Source organism: Streptomyces sp. NPDC006476 (assembly GCF_040612015.1).
GTDB classification, from domain to species: domain Bacteria; phylum Actinomycetota; class Actinomycetes; order Streptomycetales; family Streptomycetaceae; genus Streptomyces; species Streptomyces griseorubiginosus_B.
Map to the genome: position 1 here is coordinate 75,954 of NZ_JBEXPK010000032.1, position 17,050 is coordinate 93,003.

Annotated in this window: 18 protein-coding genes; 10 read left to right on the forward strand and 8 right to left on the reverse strand. The window is 70.6% G+C overall.

Annotated features, from left to right (window positions below):
• The first annotated feature begins 37 nt into the window (after nucleotides 1-37).
• The gene (locus ABZZ74_RS31525) at nucleotides 38-706 is read left to right on the forward strand and encodes a hypothetical protein (protein ID WP_356770706.1); all 669 of its coding nucleotides are present in this window, start codon (nucleotides 38-40) and stop codon (nucleotides 704-706) included.
• A gap of 125 nt (nucleotides 707-831) precedes the next feature.
• Nucleotides 832-1,176: a DUF2516 family protein gene (locus ABZZ74_RS31530; RefSeq protein WP_208784864.1), complete on the forward strand. Its 345-nt coding sequence runs from the start codon at nucleotides 832-834 to the stop codon at nucleotides 1,174-1,176.
• Nucleotides 1,177-1,263: 87 nt separating this feature from the next.
• Here the strand turns inward: ABZZ74_RS31530 and ABZZ74_RS31535 are convergent, their stop codons facing one another.
• The 3 genes from ABZZ74_RS31535 to ABZZ74_RS31545 form a co-directional block, all read right to left on the reverse strand.
• Complete coding sequence (locus ABZZ74_RS31535; RefSeq protein WP_356770708.1) at nucleotides 1,264-2,559, reverse strand: SpoIIE family protein phosphatase; 1,296 nt, start codon at nucleotides 2,557-2,559, stop codon at nucleotides 1,264-1,266.
• A gap of 250 nt (nucleotides 2,560-2,809) precedes the next feature.
• The gene (locus ABZZ74_RS31540; protein WP_356770710.1) at nucleotides 2,810-3,856 is read right to left on the reverse strand and encodes an NlpC/P60 family protein; all 1,047 of its coding nucleotides are present in this window, start codon (nucleotides 3,854-3,856) and stop codon (nucleotides 2,810-2,812) included.
• Nucleotides 3,857-3,998: 142 nt separating this feature from the next.
• The gene (locus ABZZ74_RS31545) at nucleotides 3,999-4,793 is read right to left on the reverse strand and encodes a class I SAM-dependent methyltransferase (protein WP_356770712.1); all 795 of its coding nucleotides are present in this window, start codon (nucleotides 4,791-4,793) and stop codon (nucleotides 3,999-4,001) included.
• A 389-nt stretch (nucleotides 4,794-5,182) separates the two neighbouring features.
• On the opposite strand from ABZZ74_RS31545, the gene mshA reads away from it, so the two are divergent.
• From mshA to ABZZ74_RS31560, 3 genes are all read left to right on the forward strand, one after another.
• Nucleotides 5,183-6,520 carry a D-inositol-3-phosphate glycosyltransferase gene (mshA, locus tag ABZZ74_RS31550; protein ID WP_356770714.1) on the forward strand — a complete coding sequence of 446 codons (1,338 nt, stop codon included), beginning with the start codon at nucleotides 5,183-5,185 and terminating at the stop codon, nucleotides 6,518-6,520.
• The gene (locus ABZZ74_RS31555; RefSeq protein WP_356770716.1) at nucleotides 6,513-7,073 is read left to right on the forward strand and encodes a YbjN domain-containing protein; all 561 of its coding nucleotides are present in this window, start codon (nucleotides 6,513-6,515) and stop codon (nucleotides 7,071-7,073) included. Before mshA ends, ABZZ74_RS31555 begins: the two co-directional genes overlap by 8 nt.
• A 142-nt stretch (nucleotides 7,074-7,215) precedes the next feature.
• On the forward strand, nucleotides 7,216-8,904 hold the full coding sequence (locus ABZZ74_RS31560; RefSeq protein WP_356770718.1) for a glycosyl hydrolase family 28-related protein: 1,689 nt from the start codon (nucleotides 7,216-7,218) through the stop codon (nucleotides 8,902-8,904).
• On the opposite strand, the gene ABZZ74_RS31565 is transcribed toward ABZZ74_RS31560, so the two are convergent.
• On the reverse strand, nucleotides 8,883-9,689 hold the full coding sequence (locus ABZZ74_RS31565; RefSeq protein WP_356770720.1) for an AraC family transcriptional regulator: 807 nt from the start codon (nucleotides 9,687-9,689) through the stop codon (nucleotides 8,883-8,885). The genes ABZZ74_RS31560 and ABZZ74_RS31565 overlap by 22 nt on opposite strands.
• A gap of 49 nt (nucleotides 9,690-9,738) precedes the next feature.
• Here ABZZ74_RS31565 and ABZZ74_RS31570 point away from each other — a divergent pair, with 49 nt between their 5' ends.
• Together ABZZ74_RS31570 and ABZZ74_RS31575 are read left to right on the forward strand one after the other, a co-directional pair.
• Nucleotides 9,739-10,164: a DUF2000 domain-containing protein gene (locus ABZZ74_RS31570; RefSeq protein WP_208782073.1), complete on the forward strand. Its 426-nt coding sequence runs from the start codon at nucleotides 9,739-9,741 to the stop codon at nucleotides 10,162-10,164.
• A gap of 322 nt (nucleotides 10,165-10,486) precedes the next feature.
• The gene (locus ABZZ74_RS31575) at nucleotides 10,487-10,711 is read left to right on the forward strand and encodes a hypothetical protein (protein WP_356770722.1); all 225 of its coding nucleotides are present in this window, start codon (nucleotides 10,487-10,489) and stop codon (nucleotides 10,709-10,711) included.
• Between the two features lie 120 nt (nucleotides 10,712-10,831).
• Here the strand turns inward: ABZZ74_RS31575 and ABZZ74_RS31580 are convergent, their stop codons facing one another.
• Nucleotides 10,832-12,103 (reverse strand): MFS transporter, encoded by a 1,272-nt coding sequence (locus ABZZ74_RS31580; protein WP_356770724.1) that lies wholly within the window; start codon nucleotides 12,101-12,103, stop codon nucleotides 10,832-10,834.
• A gap of 152 nt (nucleotides 12,104-12,255) precedes the next feature.
• Here ABZZ74_RS31580 and ABZZ74_RS31585 point away from each other — a divergent pair, with 152 nt between their 5' ends.
• Complete coding sequence (locus ABZZ74_RS31585) at nucleotides 12,256-13,017, forward strand: phosphoglyceromutase (protein ID WP_133045704.1); 762 nt, start codon at nucleotides 12,256-12,258, stop codon at nucleotides 13,015-13,017.
• 110 nt (nucleotides 13,018-13,127) lie between these two features.
• Here ABZZ74_RS31585 and ABZZ74_RS31590 read toward each other — a convergent pair whose 3' ends face one another.
• From ABZZ74_RS31590 to phoU, 3 genes are all read right to left on the reverse strand, one after another.
• Nucleotides 13,128-13,376: an SCO4226 family nickel-binding protein gene (locus ABZZ74_RS31590; protein ID WP_208782077.1), complete on the reverse strand. Its 249-nt coding sequence runs from the start codon at nucleotides 13,374-13,376 to the stop codon at nucleotides 13,128-13,130.
• 230 nt (nucleotides 13,377-13,606) lie between these two features.
• On the reverse strand, nucleotides 13,607-13,759 hold the full coding sequence (locus ABZZ74_RS31595) for a hypothetical protein (RefSeq protein WP_356770727.1): 153 nt from the start codon (nucleotides 13,757-13,759) through the stop codon (nucleotides 13,607-13,609).
• 392 nt (nucleotides 13,760-14,151) lie between these two features.
• Nucleotides 14,152-14,853, reverse strand: a complete 702-nt coding sequence (phoU, locus tag ABZZ74_RS31600; protein ID WP_356770729.1) for a phosphate signaling complex protein PhoU — start codon at nucleotides 14,851-14,853, stop codon at nucleotides 14,152-14,154.
• Nucleotides 14,854-15,076: 223 nt separating this feature from the next.
• On the opposite strand from phoU, the gene ABZZ74_RS31605 reads away from it, so the two are divergent.
• Together ABZZ74_RS31605 and ABZZ74_RS31610 are read left to right on the forward strand one after the other, a co-directional pair.
• A complete protein-coding gene (locus tag ABZZ74_RS31605) occupies nucleotides 15,077-16,342 on the forward strand; it encodes an ATP-binding protein (RefSeq protein ID WP_133045701.1) in 1,266 nt (421 codons plus the stop codon).
• On the forward strand, nucleotides 16,339-17,019 hold the full coding sequence (locus ABZZ74_RS31610; RefSeq protein ID WP_007382946.1) for a response regulator transcription factor: 681 nt from the start codon (nucleotides 16,339-16,341) through the stop codon (nucleotides 17,017-17,019). Before ABZZ74_RS31605 ends, ABZZ74_RS31610 begins: the two co-directional genes overlap by 4 nt.
• The last annotated feature ends 31 nt before the right edge of the window (nucleotides 17,020-17,050 follow it).

The window sequence follows — 17,050 nt, forward strand, 5'->3', positions numbered from 1 at the left end:
AACCCTCAGCTGCACGTGATCCGGGAGGACCATCACCATGGCCATCACCGACGACCTCCGCAAGACCCTCAGCGACCCCACGCCGCTCTACTTCGCGGCCGGCACCGCCGACCTGGCCCTCCAGCAGGCCAAGAAGGTGCCCGGCCTGGTGGAGCAGTTGCGCGCCGAGGCCCCGGCCCGCATCGAGGCCGTACGCAACACCGACCCGAAGGCCGTCCAGGAGAAGGCCCAGGCCCGTGCCAAGGAGGCGCAGGCCCGCGTCAAGGAGACGCAGGAGTCCTTCCAGGCCAAGGTCACCGAGTTCATCGCCTCCCTCGACGGCGACATCAAGAAGCTCAGCTCCACCATCGACGCCGACCTGAAGAAGTTCGGCGAGTCCGCCCAGGACTTCGCGCTGCGCGGTGTCGGCGTGGCCGCCGAGTACGCCGTCAAGGCCCGCGAGACCTACGAGAAGGTCGCCGAGCACGGCGAGCAGGCCGTGCGGACCTGGCGCGGCGAGGCCGCCGAGGGCATCGAGTCCGTCGCCGAGGACGTCGAGGAACTGGCGATCGCCGTCGAGCCGAAGCCCGAGCCGGCCGCCGTCAATGAGGAGCCCGCCGCGGCCAAGCCCGCTCCCGCCGCCGCCAAGAAGACCGCCCCCGCCAAGAAGGCGCCGGTCCGCAAGCCCACCACCACCGCGAAGAAGACCACCCCGCCCGCCAAGTGACACGAACGGGTGACGAAGAACGGGCCGGGCACTCCTGGAGTGCCCGGCCCGTTCTCTGTGTAGCGGGAACGCCTGAACGGGTACGGTGACCGCGTAAGGACTAGCCGATTCGGGTGGTGGGCGTTGTGCTGATGTCGGGCTTCGCAGGGTTCATGTGGCTGCTCTACCTCGCCATGCTGGTCCTCGCCGTGGTGGCGCTCCTCATGGCGGCCCTCTTCCGCGACGACGCCTACCGCGCCGCCGACAAGCAGAACAAGGGCTTCTGGCTGATCATCCTGGGCATCGCGGTGGCGGTGAACCTGCTGATCCCGATGCTCTTCCTCCAGCTCGCCGGCCTGGTCGCCTCCATCGTCTTCTTCGTGGACGTCCGCCCCGCCCTCAAGCAGGTCTCGGGCGGCGGCTTCGGCCGCAGAAGGGGCGGCGGCAGCAGCAGCGACGGCCCGTACGGCCCCTGGAACGGCGGACGCTGAGAACTCCCCGGAGGGCAAGAAGCACTCCCCGGACGACGAGCGCGCCCCTCAGGGTCACGACAACCCTCAGGGGCCCGGCGACCGCGCTCAGCCCTCCCGGTCCAGCAGCAGCACCGCGACGTCGTCCGTCAACTCGCCCCCGTTGAGCTCGCGCACCTCGTTCACCGCGGCCCGCAGCAGCTCCTCGCCGCCCAGCCCCTCGGCGAGCAGCCGGCGCACGATCTCCACCATCCCGTCCTGCCCGAGCCGCTCCCGCCCCTGACCGACATGGCCCTCGATGAGCCCGTCGGTGTAGAGCATCAGGCTCCACTCCGGTCCCAGCTCCACCTGCATCCGCGGCCACCGGGCCCCGGGCAGCAGGCCGAGAGCCGGCCCGTTGTTGTCGTACGGCAGCAGCTTTGCGGCCCGTCCCGGCCGGGCGAGCAACGGCGAGGGATGCCCGGCGAGACACAGCCCGGCCCTCCGCCCGTCCGGTGCGATGTCCACCGTGCACAGGGTCGCGAAGATCTCGTCGTCGGACCGCTCGTGTTCGAGCACCTGCTGGAGTGTGTTCAGCAACTGGTCCCCGCACAGCCCCGCGAGCGTCAGCGCCCGCCAGGCGATCCGCAGCTCCACCCCGAGCGCGGCCTCGTCCGGGCCGTGCCCGCAGACGTCACCGATCATGGCGTGCACGGTCCCGTCCGGGGTCCGTACGACGTCGTAGAAGTCCCCGCCGAGCAGCGCACGCGAGCGCCCCGGCCGGTAGCGCGCGGCGAACCGCAGCGACGATCCGTCCAGCAGCGGGGTCGGCAACAGCCCGCGCTCCAGACGCCGGTTCTCCTGAGCCCGTACCCGCCCCTCGGCCAGCCGCCGCTCGGCGGTGTCGGAACGTTTCCGCTCCACGGCGTACCGCACCGCCCGGCTCAGCAGCCGGCCGTCCAGCTCGTCCCGGAAGAGATAGTCCTGGGCGCCCACCCGCACGGCCTCGGCCCCGCGCACGGCGTCACCGGACGGGGCCAGGGCGAGCACGGCGTGCCGGGGGGCGAGCCGCAGTACGTGCTTGAGCACGGCGAGCTCGTCCTCGTCGTCGCCACGCCCCGGCAGTGCGAGGTCCAGCAGGATGCAGTGGACGTCGTCGGTCAGCAGCCGCTCCGCCTCGGTGAGGTTGCGGGCGTGCCGGACGCGGATCGGCTTGTCGGCCGGGTCCTGCGGTTCGGGCAGGACCGCGGAGCCGCCGGGATCGTTCTCGATCAGCAGCAGCGTGAGGTGGGTGGTGGCGTTGTTGTCGACCGTGGCTTCCTTGTACGGGGACCGGTGCGTGGAGGGACCGCCGTGGGGCGCGGGCTGCGCCTGACCGCTTTCCGCGGCCGGGATCGCTCGCTGCCGCGGTATGGGTACGGGCATCGTCCTGACTTCCTTCCCTCCCCCCGAGGGCGCGGTGGGGCGAGGGACCTCGATCCACCGACGGGGACCATAGCGGTAGTCGGCGGCTGAGCGGAATGGTGTGAGCCACGTCGCCGTACACCGGCCACCGTCATATGCCGCGTTCCGTACCGCAGTTGGACAGCACACCCCACCAGGGGGAATGACGAAGGTCACGTCCACCCGAAGTTTGAACTCAACACGGCGTGCCCTGCGTCACGTGAGCCCGGTCTCAGGCGTCCGGCCGCACCACGCCCAGGATCGGCATGGACCCGGCCCCCGCGATCGTCACCGTCCGCCCCGGCCGCGGCGCGTGCACGATGGCGCCGTCACCGATGTACAGGGCGACATGGCTGGCGTCGTCGAAGTAGATGATGAGATCCCCCGGACGCATGTCCTTGATGTCCACGTGCTCGAGCTGCTTCCACTGCTCCTGCGAGGTCCGCGGAATGGGATGCCCGGCATCCAGCCAGGCCTGGGAGGTGAGCCCTGAGCAGTCGTACGACTTGGGCCCCTCGGCACCCCACTCATAGGGCTTCCCGATCTGCTGGGTGGCGAAGGCAACGGCCTTCTTCCCCGCCTCGGAAGCGGATCCCTTGATCTCATCCAGCACCCCGGTGCCGAGCCAGGCGCTCTGCGCCTTGTAAGCGGCTTCCCGCTCCAACTCGGCGAGCCGCTCCTTCTCCTTCTCCTCCAGCCGGGACTCGAGCTTCTCGGCAGCCGCGATCTGCGTCTTGATCTCCTTGCGGGCGGACTCCTTCGCCTTCCGATCGGCTTCCAGCTTCTGCCACTGCGCGGAGGCGTCCGTCGCGTACTGCTGCAAGTCCTCCTGCGTACGGGTCAGTTCCCCGATGAGCCCCTTGGCAGCCCGTTCGCCCTGCAGCACCCGCCCGGCCCCGTCCAGGAACTGTTGCGGATTGTTGCTGAGCAGCAACTGCGCCTCATCGGGCAGCCCCCCGCTCCGGTACTGCGCGGCAGCCGCGGCCCCCGCTCGCTTCTTCAACTCGTCGAGCTTCTTCTGCCCTTCGACGATCTTCTTCGCCAGATCGACGATCGCGGCGGACTGCTTCCGTGCCCGCTCCTCGGCGGCGTTGTAGGAGTCCGTGGCGACGGCGGCGTCGTGGTACAGCCCATCGAGCTTCTCCCGGACGGCCTCAAGGTCCTTGGCGGAGGCCGAAGGAGTCGGCTCCGGACTCGCGAACGCCACCCCGGGGACGGCCAGTACGGCAACCACACACGCCACGGCGGTGACCAGCAACCGACGCTTGGCCGCACCCATACCGCTCCCCCAACCTGATTTACCGTCAGTAACTTACGGGCCTGGGGGATCGTGCCACGATCAAGCGCAAAACGACAGACCCGGACCCCCGACGATCTCCCCGCCCTGTGACGAACCACCCACCCAGATCGTTCCCCCCAGGTCAGCGGCCCGGCGCCAACGCCTCCCAGGCCACCGTCACTTCACCCTGCCGCCACCGCCCGACCCCGCCCACGAGCGGCCAATCAGCGGCCAGATACCGCACCGCCTGGATCCACCGCTGCCGAGCGCCGTAAGAAGCCAGAGGGGCGGCGGTCGCCCAGGCCTGATCGAAGTCCCGCAAAAAGGCATAAACGGCCTGTCCTGGCACATTGCGGTGGATGAGCACCTTCGGCAACCGCGCCGCAAGCTCGGACGGACGCTCCAACGACCCCAGATGAGCCGCGAAGGTGACGCTCCGCGGCCCCTCCACCCCCAGAGCGACCCACACATGCCGCCGCCCGACCTCGTCACAGGTCCCCTCGACGACCAGCCCACCGGGAGCAAGCCGCCCACACAACCGCTCCCAGACGCCGGCCACCTCGTCCTCGTCGTACTGCCGCAGAACGTTGGCGGCACGAATCAGCGACACCCGACCACTCACCGGGATCTCGAACCCCCCATGCAGAAACACGAGCCCGTCCCGCTCATACCGCTTGGCACCAGCAACCCGAGCGGGCTCGATCTCGACCCCCACCACCCGTACGCCCGGCGCCACGGCCCGCAGCCGCTCCAGCAACTCCACGGCGGTCCACGGAGAGGCCCCGTACCCGAGATCAATGGCAACCGGATCACCCACGCGCCGCAGCTCCCCACCCTGCGTATGCGCGATCCACCGATCCATCCGCCGCAGCCGGTTGGGATTGGTCGTCCCGCGAGTGACGCTGCCCACAGGACGGGACACGGCGCGGCTACTCATACCGAGAGGGTATGCGCCCGCACCGGCGCAACGGCGAGAAGGGGACGTGGCAGGGGGTGTCCGCCCGCAGCGTCGGGCGTCCGACGCCGCGCACCGCCAAACAAACGGCACCGCCCGACCGAGGACGGACACCCCCCGCCGCGGCACCGACCCCCCACGGCGAGCAGTGCGCAACGCAAGCCCCCACGCAACCCGCGCAGGCCGCCGCAGGCATCACCGCCCAGGCCGACCACACGCACCGAACGCCCGAACGGTTGAGCGACCACCGGTAATGTCCAGGCAAAATTCGCCACCCCAGGAATGGGAACCCGCCCCTCCGCTGTTGCACCCCCTTGGAGGGAACCGCACACCCTCCGCCCCGGCATGCCCGCTGCAAGGAGGACCGCCAAGTGAGCCAGTACGTCAGTAGGCTCGGGCGACGCTCCCCGGCCCCGCCCACCCGCCTGAGGCTCCACCGCCGACCCCGCCGCGTAGCCATGCTCTCGGTCCACACCTCCCCGCTCCACCAGCCCGGCACCGGCGACGCGGGCGGCATGAACGTCTACATCGTGGAACTCGCCCAGCGCCTCGCGGCCATCAACATCGAGGTGGAGATCTTCACCCGCGCCACGTCGGCCGCCCTGCCCCCCACCGTCGAGCTGGCCCCCGGCGTCCTGGTCCGCCACGTCGACGCCGGCCCCTACGAGGGCCTGGCCAAGGAGGACCTCCCCGCCCAGCTCTGCGCCTTCACCCACGGCGTGATGCAGGCATGGGCCGGCCACCGCCCCGGTCACTACGACCTCGTCCACTCCCACTACTGGCTCTCCGGCCACGTCGGCTGGCTCGCGGCCCAGCGCTGGGGCGTCCCCCTCGTGCACGCCATGCACACCATGGCCAAGGTCAAGAACGCCAACCTTGCCGACGGAGACACCCCCGAACCCGCGGCCAGGGTCATCGGCGAGACCCAGATCGTGGACGCCGCCGACCGCCTGATCGCGAACACCGCCGAAGAGGCGACCGAGCTGATCCACCACTACAGCGCCGACCCCGCCAAGGTCGCGGTGGTCCACCCCGGCGTCAACCTCGACCGTTTCCGCCCGGCTGACGGCCGAGCCGCGGCCCGGGCCCGCCTCGACCTCCCCCAGGACGCCCTGATCCCGCTCTTCGCCGGCCGCATCCAGCCCCTCAAGGCGCCGGACATCCTCCTCCGCGCGGTGGCGGTGCTCCTCGACGAGCGCCCCGGCCTCCGCTCCCGCATCGTCGTCCCCGTCGTCGGCGGCCCCAGCGGCAGCGGCCTCGCCAAACCGGAGGGCCTGCAGAAGCTCGCCGCCCGCCTGGGCATCGCGGACGTCGTACGGTTCCACCCGCCGGTCGGCCAGGAGCAGCTGGCGGACTGGTTCAGGGCCGCGTCCGTGCTCGTCATGCCGTCGTACAGCGAGTCCTTCGGCCTGGTGGCCATAGAGGCACAGGCGGCCGGCACCCCGGTGCTCGCGGCAGCGGTAGGCGGACTCCCGGTGGCCGTCCGGAACGAGCAGACCGGTTTCCTCGTACGAGGCCACAACCCCGCCGACTACGCGCGCGTGCTCCGCGCCTTCGCCGACGACCCCACGCTCACCCCCCGCCTGGGCGCGGCGGCGGCCGACCACGCCCAGTGCTTCGGCTGGGACACCGCGGCCGCCGCGACGGCGGACGTCTACACGGCCGCGATGCAGACGCACCGCCGTCGCGTACGCTCGCAGCATGGCTGACAAGGCGAAGGCGGACGGAGCGAAGCCGCACGAAGCGAAGCCGCACGAAGCGAAGCCGCACGAAGCGAAGACGGCGCAGATCGTCGAGGACGCGCTGAAGGACGCCGAGGTCGAGTGGGAGAGCCCCGCCCCCGGCACCTACGTGGCCCAACTCCCCGGCACCCGCAAGCTGAAGACCACGGTCTCCCTCCTCGTCGGCCGCCACTCCCTCTCCGTAAACGCCTTCGTCATCCGCCACCCCGACGAGAACGAGCCCGGAGTCCACCGCTGGCTCCTGGAACGCAACCTCAAGCTGTACGGCGTGAGTTACGCGGTGGACCACCTCGGTGACATCTACGTCACCGCGAAACTCCCCCTCTCCGCGGTCACTCCGGAGGAGATCGACCGTCTGCTCGGCCAGGTCCTGGAGGCGGCGGACGGCAGCTTCAACACGCTCCTGGAGCTCGGATTCGCCTCGGCGATCCGCAAGGAGTACGCCTGGCGGGTGTCCCGCGGCGAATCGACGCGCAATCTCGACGCGTTCACGCACCTGACCCAGCGCCCCGCTGACTGAATTTCAGGTCCGTACCTAATAACCCACCTAATAACCCTTGCACGCCCCTTCCGGGCCTACGGGGTGCCGTGGCATGCTCACGCCTGACGCAGATCTGAACGTCGTTCACATCCATGAAGAGCCGCATGGAAGGACGTACGGAATGAGCACCGCGCACCACGGCATGACCAGACGGAGTCTCCTCGCCGGAACCACGGCGGTGGCGGCCGCGGCGATCACCGCCACACCGGCGCTCGGGGCGCCCCGGACAACCGTCGGCCAAGTCCCCGGCGAAGTCCCCACCCTCTGGCGGGAGTTCGTCCGCACCCCCTTCACCCACCCGCAGATCCCGTACATCGGAAGGGCCGGATACCGAGGCGGGGCGCCGCGCTTCCCCCACCGCCCCCCTGTCCTCGACATCCGCCGTTACGGCGCCGTGGCGGACGGCACGACCGACTGCGCCCCCGCGATCAACCGTGCCATCGCCGCCGCCGGACGGGCCGGCGGTGGCACGGTCTCCATCCCGCCCGGCACCTTCCGCATCGACGGCCTGATCCACATCGGCCACGACAACGTCGTGCTGCGCGGCGCCGGAAGCGACCGCACCACCCTCTACGCCACCAAGAACCTCACCGAACTGATCGGCGTGTACGGCTCCCGCTACGGCGGCACCAAGTCGGCCTGGTCCTGGGCGGGCGGTCTCATCTGGCTGGCCCCGAAGGCCCGTTGGGACTCCCTGGTGGCCGCGATCAAGGCCCAGACCTGGCCCTTCGAGGGCTGGACCGGCAACAAAAGGGACGAGTGGCGGACCCTGACCCCCGTCGAACCCGCCCGCCAGGGCGACTGGACGGTCACCGTCGCCGACCCCTCACACCTTTGCCCCGGCGCCCTGGTCCTCCTGCGCATCTCCGACGACGCCACCCACACCCTGCTCCAGCACATGTCGGGCGGCGGCCCCGGCCCGGCGGCGTACTACTGGGAGGACAAGACCAAGCTCTTGTCGTACGTCCCCTACGAATGGCCGGTCCGCATCGCCCGCGTCCGAGGCCGCAGAGTCACCCTCGAACGCCCCCTGCCCCTCGACCTGCGCCCCGAATGGAACCCCCAGTTCACCACGCATGTAAGGGAGTTGACCGGCTCCGGCGTCGAGGGCCTGACCCTGGAGGTGATGGAGACACCCCAGTCGCCGCACCTCCTCGACAAGGGCTACAACGGGGTCGTCCTGCAGTGTGCGTACGACTGCTGGGCGGACGACGTCACCGTCCGCAACGTCGACAACGGCTTCGGCCTGGTCGCCGCCTCCTCCTGCACCCTGCGCCGCACGCGCGTGGGCGGCCGGGGCGAACACCACCCGTACTTCTGCCGTGAGGGTTCGCACGACAACCTGATCGAGGACTTCACCATCGAGCAGCGCACGGTCCCGGCCCGGGCCGACACCCAACTGCACGGCATCAACGTCGAGGGCCTGTCCTCCCACAACGTGTGGTCGCGCGGGGACATGCAGATGGGCACCTTCGACTCCCACCGCGGCCTGCCGTTCGCCAACGTCCGCACCGACATCACCGTCGACAACAACGGCCGCCACGGCGGCGACGCGAACGCGGGACCGCTCTTCGGCGCCCGGTTCACCCACTGGAACGTCCGGGTCACCAACGGCCGCGCGGGTCTGATGAAGCTCGACGGTCTGGCACCGTACTCCGCGACGGTCGGCCTCAACACCGTCACCGAGTTCGACCAGGTCGACGTCCCCGACTTCACCGGCGATCTGCACGCGCGGCTGGAGCTGTACCCCACGACGGACACCGTACGACCGCGCAACCTGCACGAAGCTCAGCGCGTGGCGATCCGGTAGCGCCCCGGCGTCACCCCCACCAACTTCCGGAAGTGGCGCGTCAGATGGGACTGGTCGAAGAACCCCGTAGCCGAGGCCACCTCGCCCGGCGCCCGCCCGTCCAGCAGGAGGCGGCGGGCCCGGTCGACGCGGCGGGAGGTGAGGTACTGGTGCGGGGCGATGCCGTACGCGGTGCTGAACGCCCGTACCAGATGGGCGGGATGGGCGTGCAGAAGCTCCGCGGCGGCGTCGAGGCCGAGCCCGTCGACGACGTGCTCGTCGAGGAGCTCCCGCAGCCGGCGGGCGAGGACGGGGTCGGGACGCGCGGATCGCGTCTGCTGCCCCGGCCGCAGCAGCTCCCGCAGCCGGTCGCCGATCAGCGTCAGCCGGCTCTCGGCCTCCAGCTCCTCGCCCGGCCGCCCGAGCGCGGTGTGCAGCTGCCCGACCCGCCGGCGCAGCATCGGATCGCGCAGGTCGGGACCGTCGACGGCGGCCCCGATGAGGTCGTCGCCGAGCCGGGTGCCGTCGAGGTAGACGACTCGCTTGCGGAAGCCGTGCGGGGTGGCCGGTGAACCGTTGTGCGGGACGTGCGGCGGCAGCAGGGTGACCGTGTCGTGCGGGGTGCCGTGCTCGTGCCGGTCGAGGTCGTACCGTACGGCCCCGTCGTCCACGATGAGCAGCGTCCACGCCTCATGGACGTGCATGGGGTAGGCGTACTCGGTGAAGTGCGCGTGGAAGACCTCCACCACGCCCCGCACCCGGGGGCGCCAGGCGGAGACCTCCGGTCGGGAGCGCTGAGCGGCCATGCAAAAAACGTACAAGACGGGGCCGTGAGCGGACCGGCAGTCTCGGAGTATGAGCGACACACCCATCCGGTTCGACACCAAGATCGCCGTCCTGCTGCGCGAGGACCTGGAGACCTGGCAGCGCCTGAACGTCACCGCGTTCCTGGTCAGCGGCCTCGGCAGCACGGTCCCCGAGGTGATCGGCGAACCGTACGAGGACGCGGACGACGTGCAGTACCTGCCGATGTTCCGCCAGCCCGTCCTGGTCTTCGAGGGCACGAAGGAGACCCTGACGGCGGCCCACGCGCGCGCCCTGTCGCGGGCGCTCCCGCGGGCGCTGTTCACCTCCGACCTCTTCGCGACCGGCCATGACGCGGACAACCGGGCGGCCGTACGGGCCGTCGGGACGGCGGAGCTGGATCTGGTCGGGCTCGCGGTGTACGGGCCGAAGAACGCGGTGGACAAGGTGCTGAAGGGGGCGCGGATGCATCCGTGAGGGAAGGTGGACCGAATCTGCACAGGGCATGCGCAACCAGCTCGGGACACGGGAGCGTTGGTACCGAGTTGTCCTGTTCGGCGCGGCCGTGACACCGTCCGCCGATGCCCTGTGCGGCCCTCCGCGTGGAGAACCCGGCCCCAATTCGTGTACATCCCCTCACGGTTCGGTCGCCGGCGCGTCCAACTGCCGCGCCCCGCACCTCGGTCGACTGGATGCCGGGCACGCTCCGTGATTTGATCCTGCGCACCGCGGCCCGTCGTCTGTCCCCCTCAGCCGGGCCGCTTCCCCCTGGTACATCCATGCGAAGGGCAGTCCCCTCATGAACTCCGCTCCCCAGGTCCAGACCCTCGAGATCTCCGACGCCGAGCTCGACGCCGTCTCCGGCGGCCTGAGCCCGCAGATCGGCGTCGCCGTCGGCTCGACCACCCTGAGCAGCGCGGGCATCCTGGCCGAGGTGGACTCGGCCAAGGCGACGGCCCTGGGCACCGTCGACGGCGCCCTCGGCGCGCTGCCCCACCAGGCCGGCGTGAACGTCAGCTTCTGACGGCCGCACACGACACGAGCCCCCTGCCGCAGGAGAAGTGCGGGCAGGGGGCTCGCTCGTGCACGCCCACCGAGGCCGAGGCGCCGAGGGCGCGTGTGTGCACCGGGGGCCGAGGGAAGGTCAGCGGGCGGTCGCCTCCACCGCGGCCGGCGCGGAAGTCTCCGTCACCGCCCGCATTTCCTCGTCCTCCTCCTCCGGCATCCGCCGCATGAGCACGCCGTACCCGACCCCCGCCGCCGTCCCGACGGCCGCGCACAGCCCCCACAGCCATTCAGCACCGAACCGGTCGATGACCAGGCCGGACATCAGCGGGGCGACGAGCGCGGCCAGCGACCAGGACAGGGTGTAGACGCCCTGGTAGCGGCCGCGCCCGTGCACGGGAGAGAGCCGCACCACGATCCCCGTCTGCGTCGGAGCGTTGATCATCTCGCCCAGGGTCCACACGCACACGGTCAGCGCGAAGACGCCGACCGACCCGGCGAAGGCGGTGAGCCCGAAGCCGTACCCGGCCAGGACCGACGAGACGACGAGCAGTCGGCGCGGGTCCCGGTCCTGGATGAACCGGGTGACCGGGATCTGCAGCGCGACGATCAGGATGCCGTTGACGGCGATCGCGAGGCCGTAGTCGGCGGGGGTGAACCCGGCCTCGCCCATGGCGACCGGCAGCCCGACCGAGCCCTGCTGGAAGACGAGGGCGACGAGGAAGGACAGCCCGACGACCCCCATGTACCGCCCGTCGCGCAGCACGGTCCCGAGACCGATCCCCTCCTCGGCCGCCTTCTGGGTCGCCGTCCGCTCGGGCCGTGACTCGGGCAGCTTCAGGAACACGACCACCGCGCACAGGGCCGTCATCCCGGCCTCGATCAGGAACCCGGCGAGGTAGCTGAACTCGGCGATGAAACCGGCGGCCATGGAGGAGACGGCGAAGCCGAGGTTGATGGCCCAGTAGTTCAGCGAGAAGGCCCGCACCCGGTCCTCGGGCCGCACGATGTCGGCCATCATCGCCTGCACGGCGGGCCGGGAGGCGTTGGAGGCCATGCCGACGAGGAAGGCGACGGCGGCGATGGCGACCGGGTCGTGCACGAAGCCGAGCAGTGCGACGGAGGCGGCGGTGGCGGACTGGGCGACGAGCAGGGTGGGCCGCCGCCCGAGCCGGTCGGCCATCACCCCGCCACCCAGCGACGAGACGACCCCGCCGAGTCCGTGCAGCGAGGCGACCAGGCCGGCGTAGGAGGCGGAGTACCCGCGGTCGAGCGTCAGGTACAGCGCCATGAAGGTGGCGACGAAGGCGCCGAGCCGGTTGACGAGGGTGCTGGTCCACAGCCACCAGAACTCGCGGGGGAGTCCCGAGACGGTCTCACGGGCGGCACGTCTCAGACTGGCGACTGGCATGGCGGATCCCCCCACGGATGTAAGTGCCTCTAGCGGTAATGACAACTTACGAACACGGGCGGACGTGGGCCACTCAATTAACAGATGCAGTCAACTGTCCGGCCTTCGGGCAGCCACACGGCGGGACGAACCCGTGGATTACGCTCTGACCCATGGCCGACGCACCGTACAAGCTGATCCTCCTCCGCCACGGCGAGAGCGAGTGGAACGCGAAGAACCTGTTCACCGGCTGGGTGGACGTCAACCTCAATGAGAAGGGCGAGAAGGAGGCAGTCCGCGGTGGCGAGCTCCTGAAGGACGCCGACCTTCTCCCCGACGTGGTGCACACGTCCCTCCAGAAGCGGGCGATCCGCACGGCACAGCTGGCCCTCGAGGCCGCCGACCGCCACTGGATCCCGGTCCACCGCAGCTGGCGCCTGAACGAGCGCCACTACGGCGCCCTCCAGGGCAAGGACAAGGCGCAGACTCTCGCCGAGTTCGGCGAGGAGCAGTTCATGCTGTGGCGCCGCTCCTACGACACCCCGCCGCCGCCGCTCGAGGACGGCGCGGAGTTCTCCCAGTCCGCCGACCCCCGTTACGCGACGATCCCGCCGGAGCTCCGCCCCCGCACGGAGTGCCTGAAGGACGTCGTCATCCGCATGCTCCCGTACTGGTACGACGGCATCGTCCCCGACCTCCTCGCCGGCCGCACGGTCCTCGTCGCCGCCCACGGCAACAGCCTCCGCGCCCTGGTCAAGCACCTGGACGGCATCTCGGACGCCGACATCGCGGGCCTGAACATCCCGACGGGCATCCCCCTCTCCTACGAACTCGACACCGACTTCAAGCCCCTGACCCCGGGCGGCACGTACCTCGACCCGGAGGCAGCGGCAGCGGCAATCGAGGCGGTCAAGAACCAGGGCAAGAAGAAGTAGCCTGTGTGATCATGCCTCCCACCTGCGCATCCGGCGCGGGAGGGAGGCGTTGTCACGGCCGGGGCCCACTGTGGGCCCTCAGTGCCGCCCGCGTCTCAGGATTCCCGGCGTCATACCGTCAGTGGTACGGGGACCACCTCGTCCGCCTTGTGGCCGGCGCGTTCGTGGATGCGTTGGACCGCTTCCGCGGAGGGGGCCTCGGAGAGGCAGTAGACCGTGCCGGACTCCGGGTCCGCCCAGGCCTGTTCGAAGTGGACGTCCTCGTCCTTCTCTATGGCGAGGTCCGCCCGGTGGGCCTCACGCAGTTGGTCCGCCGTGATGCCCTTCATCCCGTGGTGCACGTCCATGAACTTGGCCATGGCTCCGCACCTCCTTCCCACCTGTTCCTTCATCCATGCTGCGCCCGTACGGCGGGAGGGGCGACTGGGCGCACCCGGCGGGCCATGCGGGCCTGCGGAGGTGTGAAGCCCGTCCTGGAGCCCCCCGCGCTGATCGAGAAGGAGCTTGGGGTCGGTGACGGCGGCGGGAGGTCGGCCATGACGCCGGCCCCGGTGCGCCGGGGCACCGGGGCCTGCGTGGACGTGCGCTCTCAGCCGCACTGGCAGGGGCTGCCCGACTGGCACCCGCAGCCGCAGCCCGAGCCGCAGCCGCACGCGCCGACGAGCGGGAGGCTCTTGATGTCGGCGGGCTGCTCCGTCTCGCGCTCCTGCGTCGGGTCGGGCGTGGTAGGGGCTTCGGCCATGGGTCCTCCTGGAGGCTCGGGCCTGGGCAGGACTGCTGCCTCACCCATTGCATGCCCACCGCGGCGGTCGCATCAACGGCGCACGGAGGCGCCACCACGCCCCCCGAAGCCCCCGCACTCCGCCGAACACCGCCGCTTACGCCCCCTTGGCGCGACGGCTGACAGTGCGACGGCGGCTGACGGTGCGGCGGCTGACGGCGCGGCGGCTGACGGTGCGACGGCTGATGGTTGGGCTGCCGCACACCCCCAGCAGCGGCAGCATCCGCAGTCATCGCACAAGCCCGATGTCCATCGATGAAAAAACGGTTGGACGAGGCCCCACACACGGCGACCGCAGCCGGCGGCCGGGTTCCAGGGATCGGTTCCCGAGACCCGCCGCCGACCGGGTTCGACTACGCGCCCTCGACCCCCGCCACCGGCTGGATCTCCGGCTGGATGTCGGTCTGGAGTTCGTCGGCGTGTTCACCCGTGACCAGGAACACCACGCGCTTGGCGACCGCCACCGCGTGGTCGGCGAAGCGCTCGTAGTAGCGGCCGAGGAGGGTGACGTCCACCGCGGTCTCGATGCCGTGCTTCCAGCGGTCGTCCAGCAGGTGCTGGAAGAGCGTGCGGTGCAGGAGGTCCATCTCGTCGTCGTCCTGCTCCAGCTGCATCGCCAGGTCGACGTCCTTGGTGATGATCACCTCGGCCGCCTTCGCCATCAGCCGCTGCGCGAGCTGGCCCATCTCCAGGATGGTTGCGTGCAGGTCGTGCGGGATCGCCCGCTCCGGGAAGCGCAGCCGGGCGAGCTTCGCCACGTGCTGGGCCAGGTCGCCCGAGCGCTCGAGGTCCGCGGACATCCTCAGCGAGGTCACGACGATCCGCAGGTCAGTCGCCACCGGCTGCTGACGGGCGAGGAGGGCTATGGCCCGTGCCTCCAGATCGTGCTGCAGTTCGTCGATCTTCTGGTCGCCCTCGATCACGCTCTCGGCCAGCTTGAGATCGGTGTCGAGGATGGCGGTCGTGGCGCGCCCGATCGCCGACCCGACCAGCCGGGCCATGTCCACCAGACCGTCACCGATCGAGTCAAGTTCCTCGTGGTACGCGTCCCGCATCAGGGGTCCCTCTCTTACGTCTGCCTCGGGGATTCCGGGGATGAGAACCGGCCGCGAAACCGGTCCTGTGAACCCCACGCTCCCACGATCCGGCGTGAACGCGTCGGTTTCCGTCACCCCAAATGAACCATCCCTGGCTCCAAGGTGAACTCTGGGCGACGAGTGTTCGAGCTCGCACCTCGACGGCTGTGGGGATGTCGTACCCCCTGCTTAACCTGTTTGCATGGACGTGAACGCGGCGGTCGCCGCAGCGGCAGCGATCGCCGGGGTGCTCACCGGTGTCATCGCCATGCTGGCGTTCCGCTGGAGCGAGCGGGAGCAGAAGCGCCCCACCCGCACCTCCCTGCACACCGACCCGGTGCTTCCGCCGGGTGTGGACACGGTCCTGTCGGTGCTCCGGTCCTCGGCCGTCGTGCTGGACGAGGCGGACACCGTGGTCAAGGCCAGCTCGGCGGCGTACGCCCTGGGACTGGTGCGCGGCGGCCGGCTCTCCGTCGAGCCGATGCTGCGGATGGCCCGGGACACCCGCAGGGACGGGGAGATACGGCAGGTGGAGCTGGACCTGCCCCGGCGCGGCACCGGACGGGGCGAGGCGCTGGCGGTCTCCGCGCGCGTGGCGCCCCTGGGGTCGCGGCTGGTGCTGCTCCTGGTCGAGGACCTGACCGAGGCCCGGCGGATCGAGGCGGTGCGGCGGGACTTCGTCGCGAACGTCAGCCATGAGCTGAAGACGCCGGTCGGCGCGCTCTCCCTGCTGTCCGAGGCCGTCATGGACGCCTCCGACGACCCGGAGGCCGTCGAGCGCTTCGCCGGACGCATGCAGATAGAGGCCACCCGGCTGACCAACCTGGTGCAGGAGCTCATCGACCTGTCGAGAGTGCAGAACGACGACCCGCTCGAGGACGCCGAGCCGGTGCGGGTGGACGAACTGGTCGCCGAGGCCATCGACCGCTGCCGTCACCAGGCCGGCACCAAGCAGATCACCATGGCCGCGGGCGGCACCGCCGACCTGCATGTGTGGGGCAACCGCGGCCAGCTCGCGGCCGCGCTCGGCAACCTCGTCGAGAACGCCGTCAACTACTCGCCGGCCCGCACCCGCGTGGGCATAGCCGCCCGCCGGGTGACCGCGCCCGGCGGTGACCTGATCGAGGTCGCCGTGACCGACCAGGGAATCGGTATCTCCGAGAAGGACAAGGAGCGCGTCTTCGAGCGCTTCTACCGCGTGGACCCCGCTCGCTCCCGTGCCACCGGTGGTACGGGCCTGGGGCTCGCGATCGTCAAGCACGTGGCCGCCTCGCACGGCGGGGAGGTCACGGTGTGGAGCGCCGAAGGCCAGGGCTCCACGTTCACTCTGAGGCTGCCGGAGGCGGGTGCGGCCCGAGACCGCGCCCAGCAGCACCCCGATCTCGACGACCTCGATGACGAGGCCGGCGAATCCACCCCCCAGTCATCCCCGTACGAACCGCTTCCCGCCCCGGAGGTCCTTCCGTGACCCGAGTGCTTGTCGTCGAGGACGAGGAGTCCTTCTCCGACGCCCTGTCGTACATGCTCCGCAAGGAGGGCTTCGAGGTCGCCATTGCGGCCACGGGCCCCGACGGACTCGACGAGTTCGAGCGCAACGGCGCCGACCTCGTCCTCCTCGACCTGATGCTGCCGGGTCTGCCCGGCACGGAGGTGTGCCGCCAGTTGCGCGGCCGCTCCAACGTCCCGGTGATCATGGTGACCGCCAAGGACAGTGAGATCGACAAGGTCGTCGGCCTGGAAATAGGAGCCGATGACTATGTCACCAAGCCCTTCTCGTCGCGCGAGCTCGTCGCCCGTATCCGGGCCGTCCTGCGCCGCCGCGGCGAGCCCGAGGAGGTCACCCCGGCCGCCCTGGAGGCCGGTCCGGTCCGGATGGACGTGGACCGCCATGTGGTCACGGTCTCCGGCTCCAAGGTCGACCTGCCCCTCAAGGAGTTCGACCTGCTCGAGATGCTGCTGCGCAACGCCGGCCGCGTCCTGACCCGTATGCAGCTGATCGACCGTGTCTGGGGCGCCGACTACGTGGGCGACACCAAGACCCTCGACGTACACGTCAAGCGCCTGCGCGCCAAGATCGAGCCCGACCCGGGCGCGCCGCGGTATCTGGTGACGGTGCGGGGTCTCGGCTACAAGTTCGAGCCGTAAACCGCCGTACGCACGCCGAAGGGCGGGACCT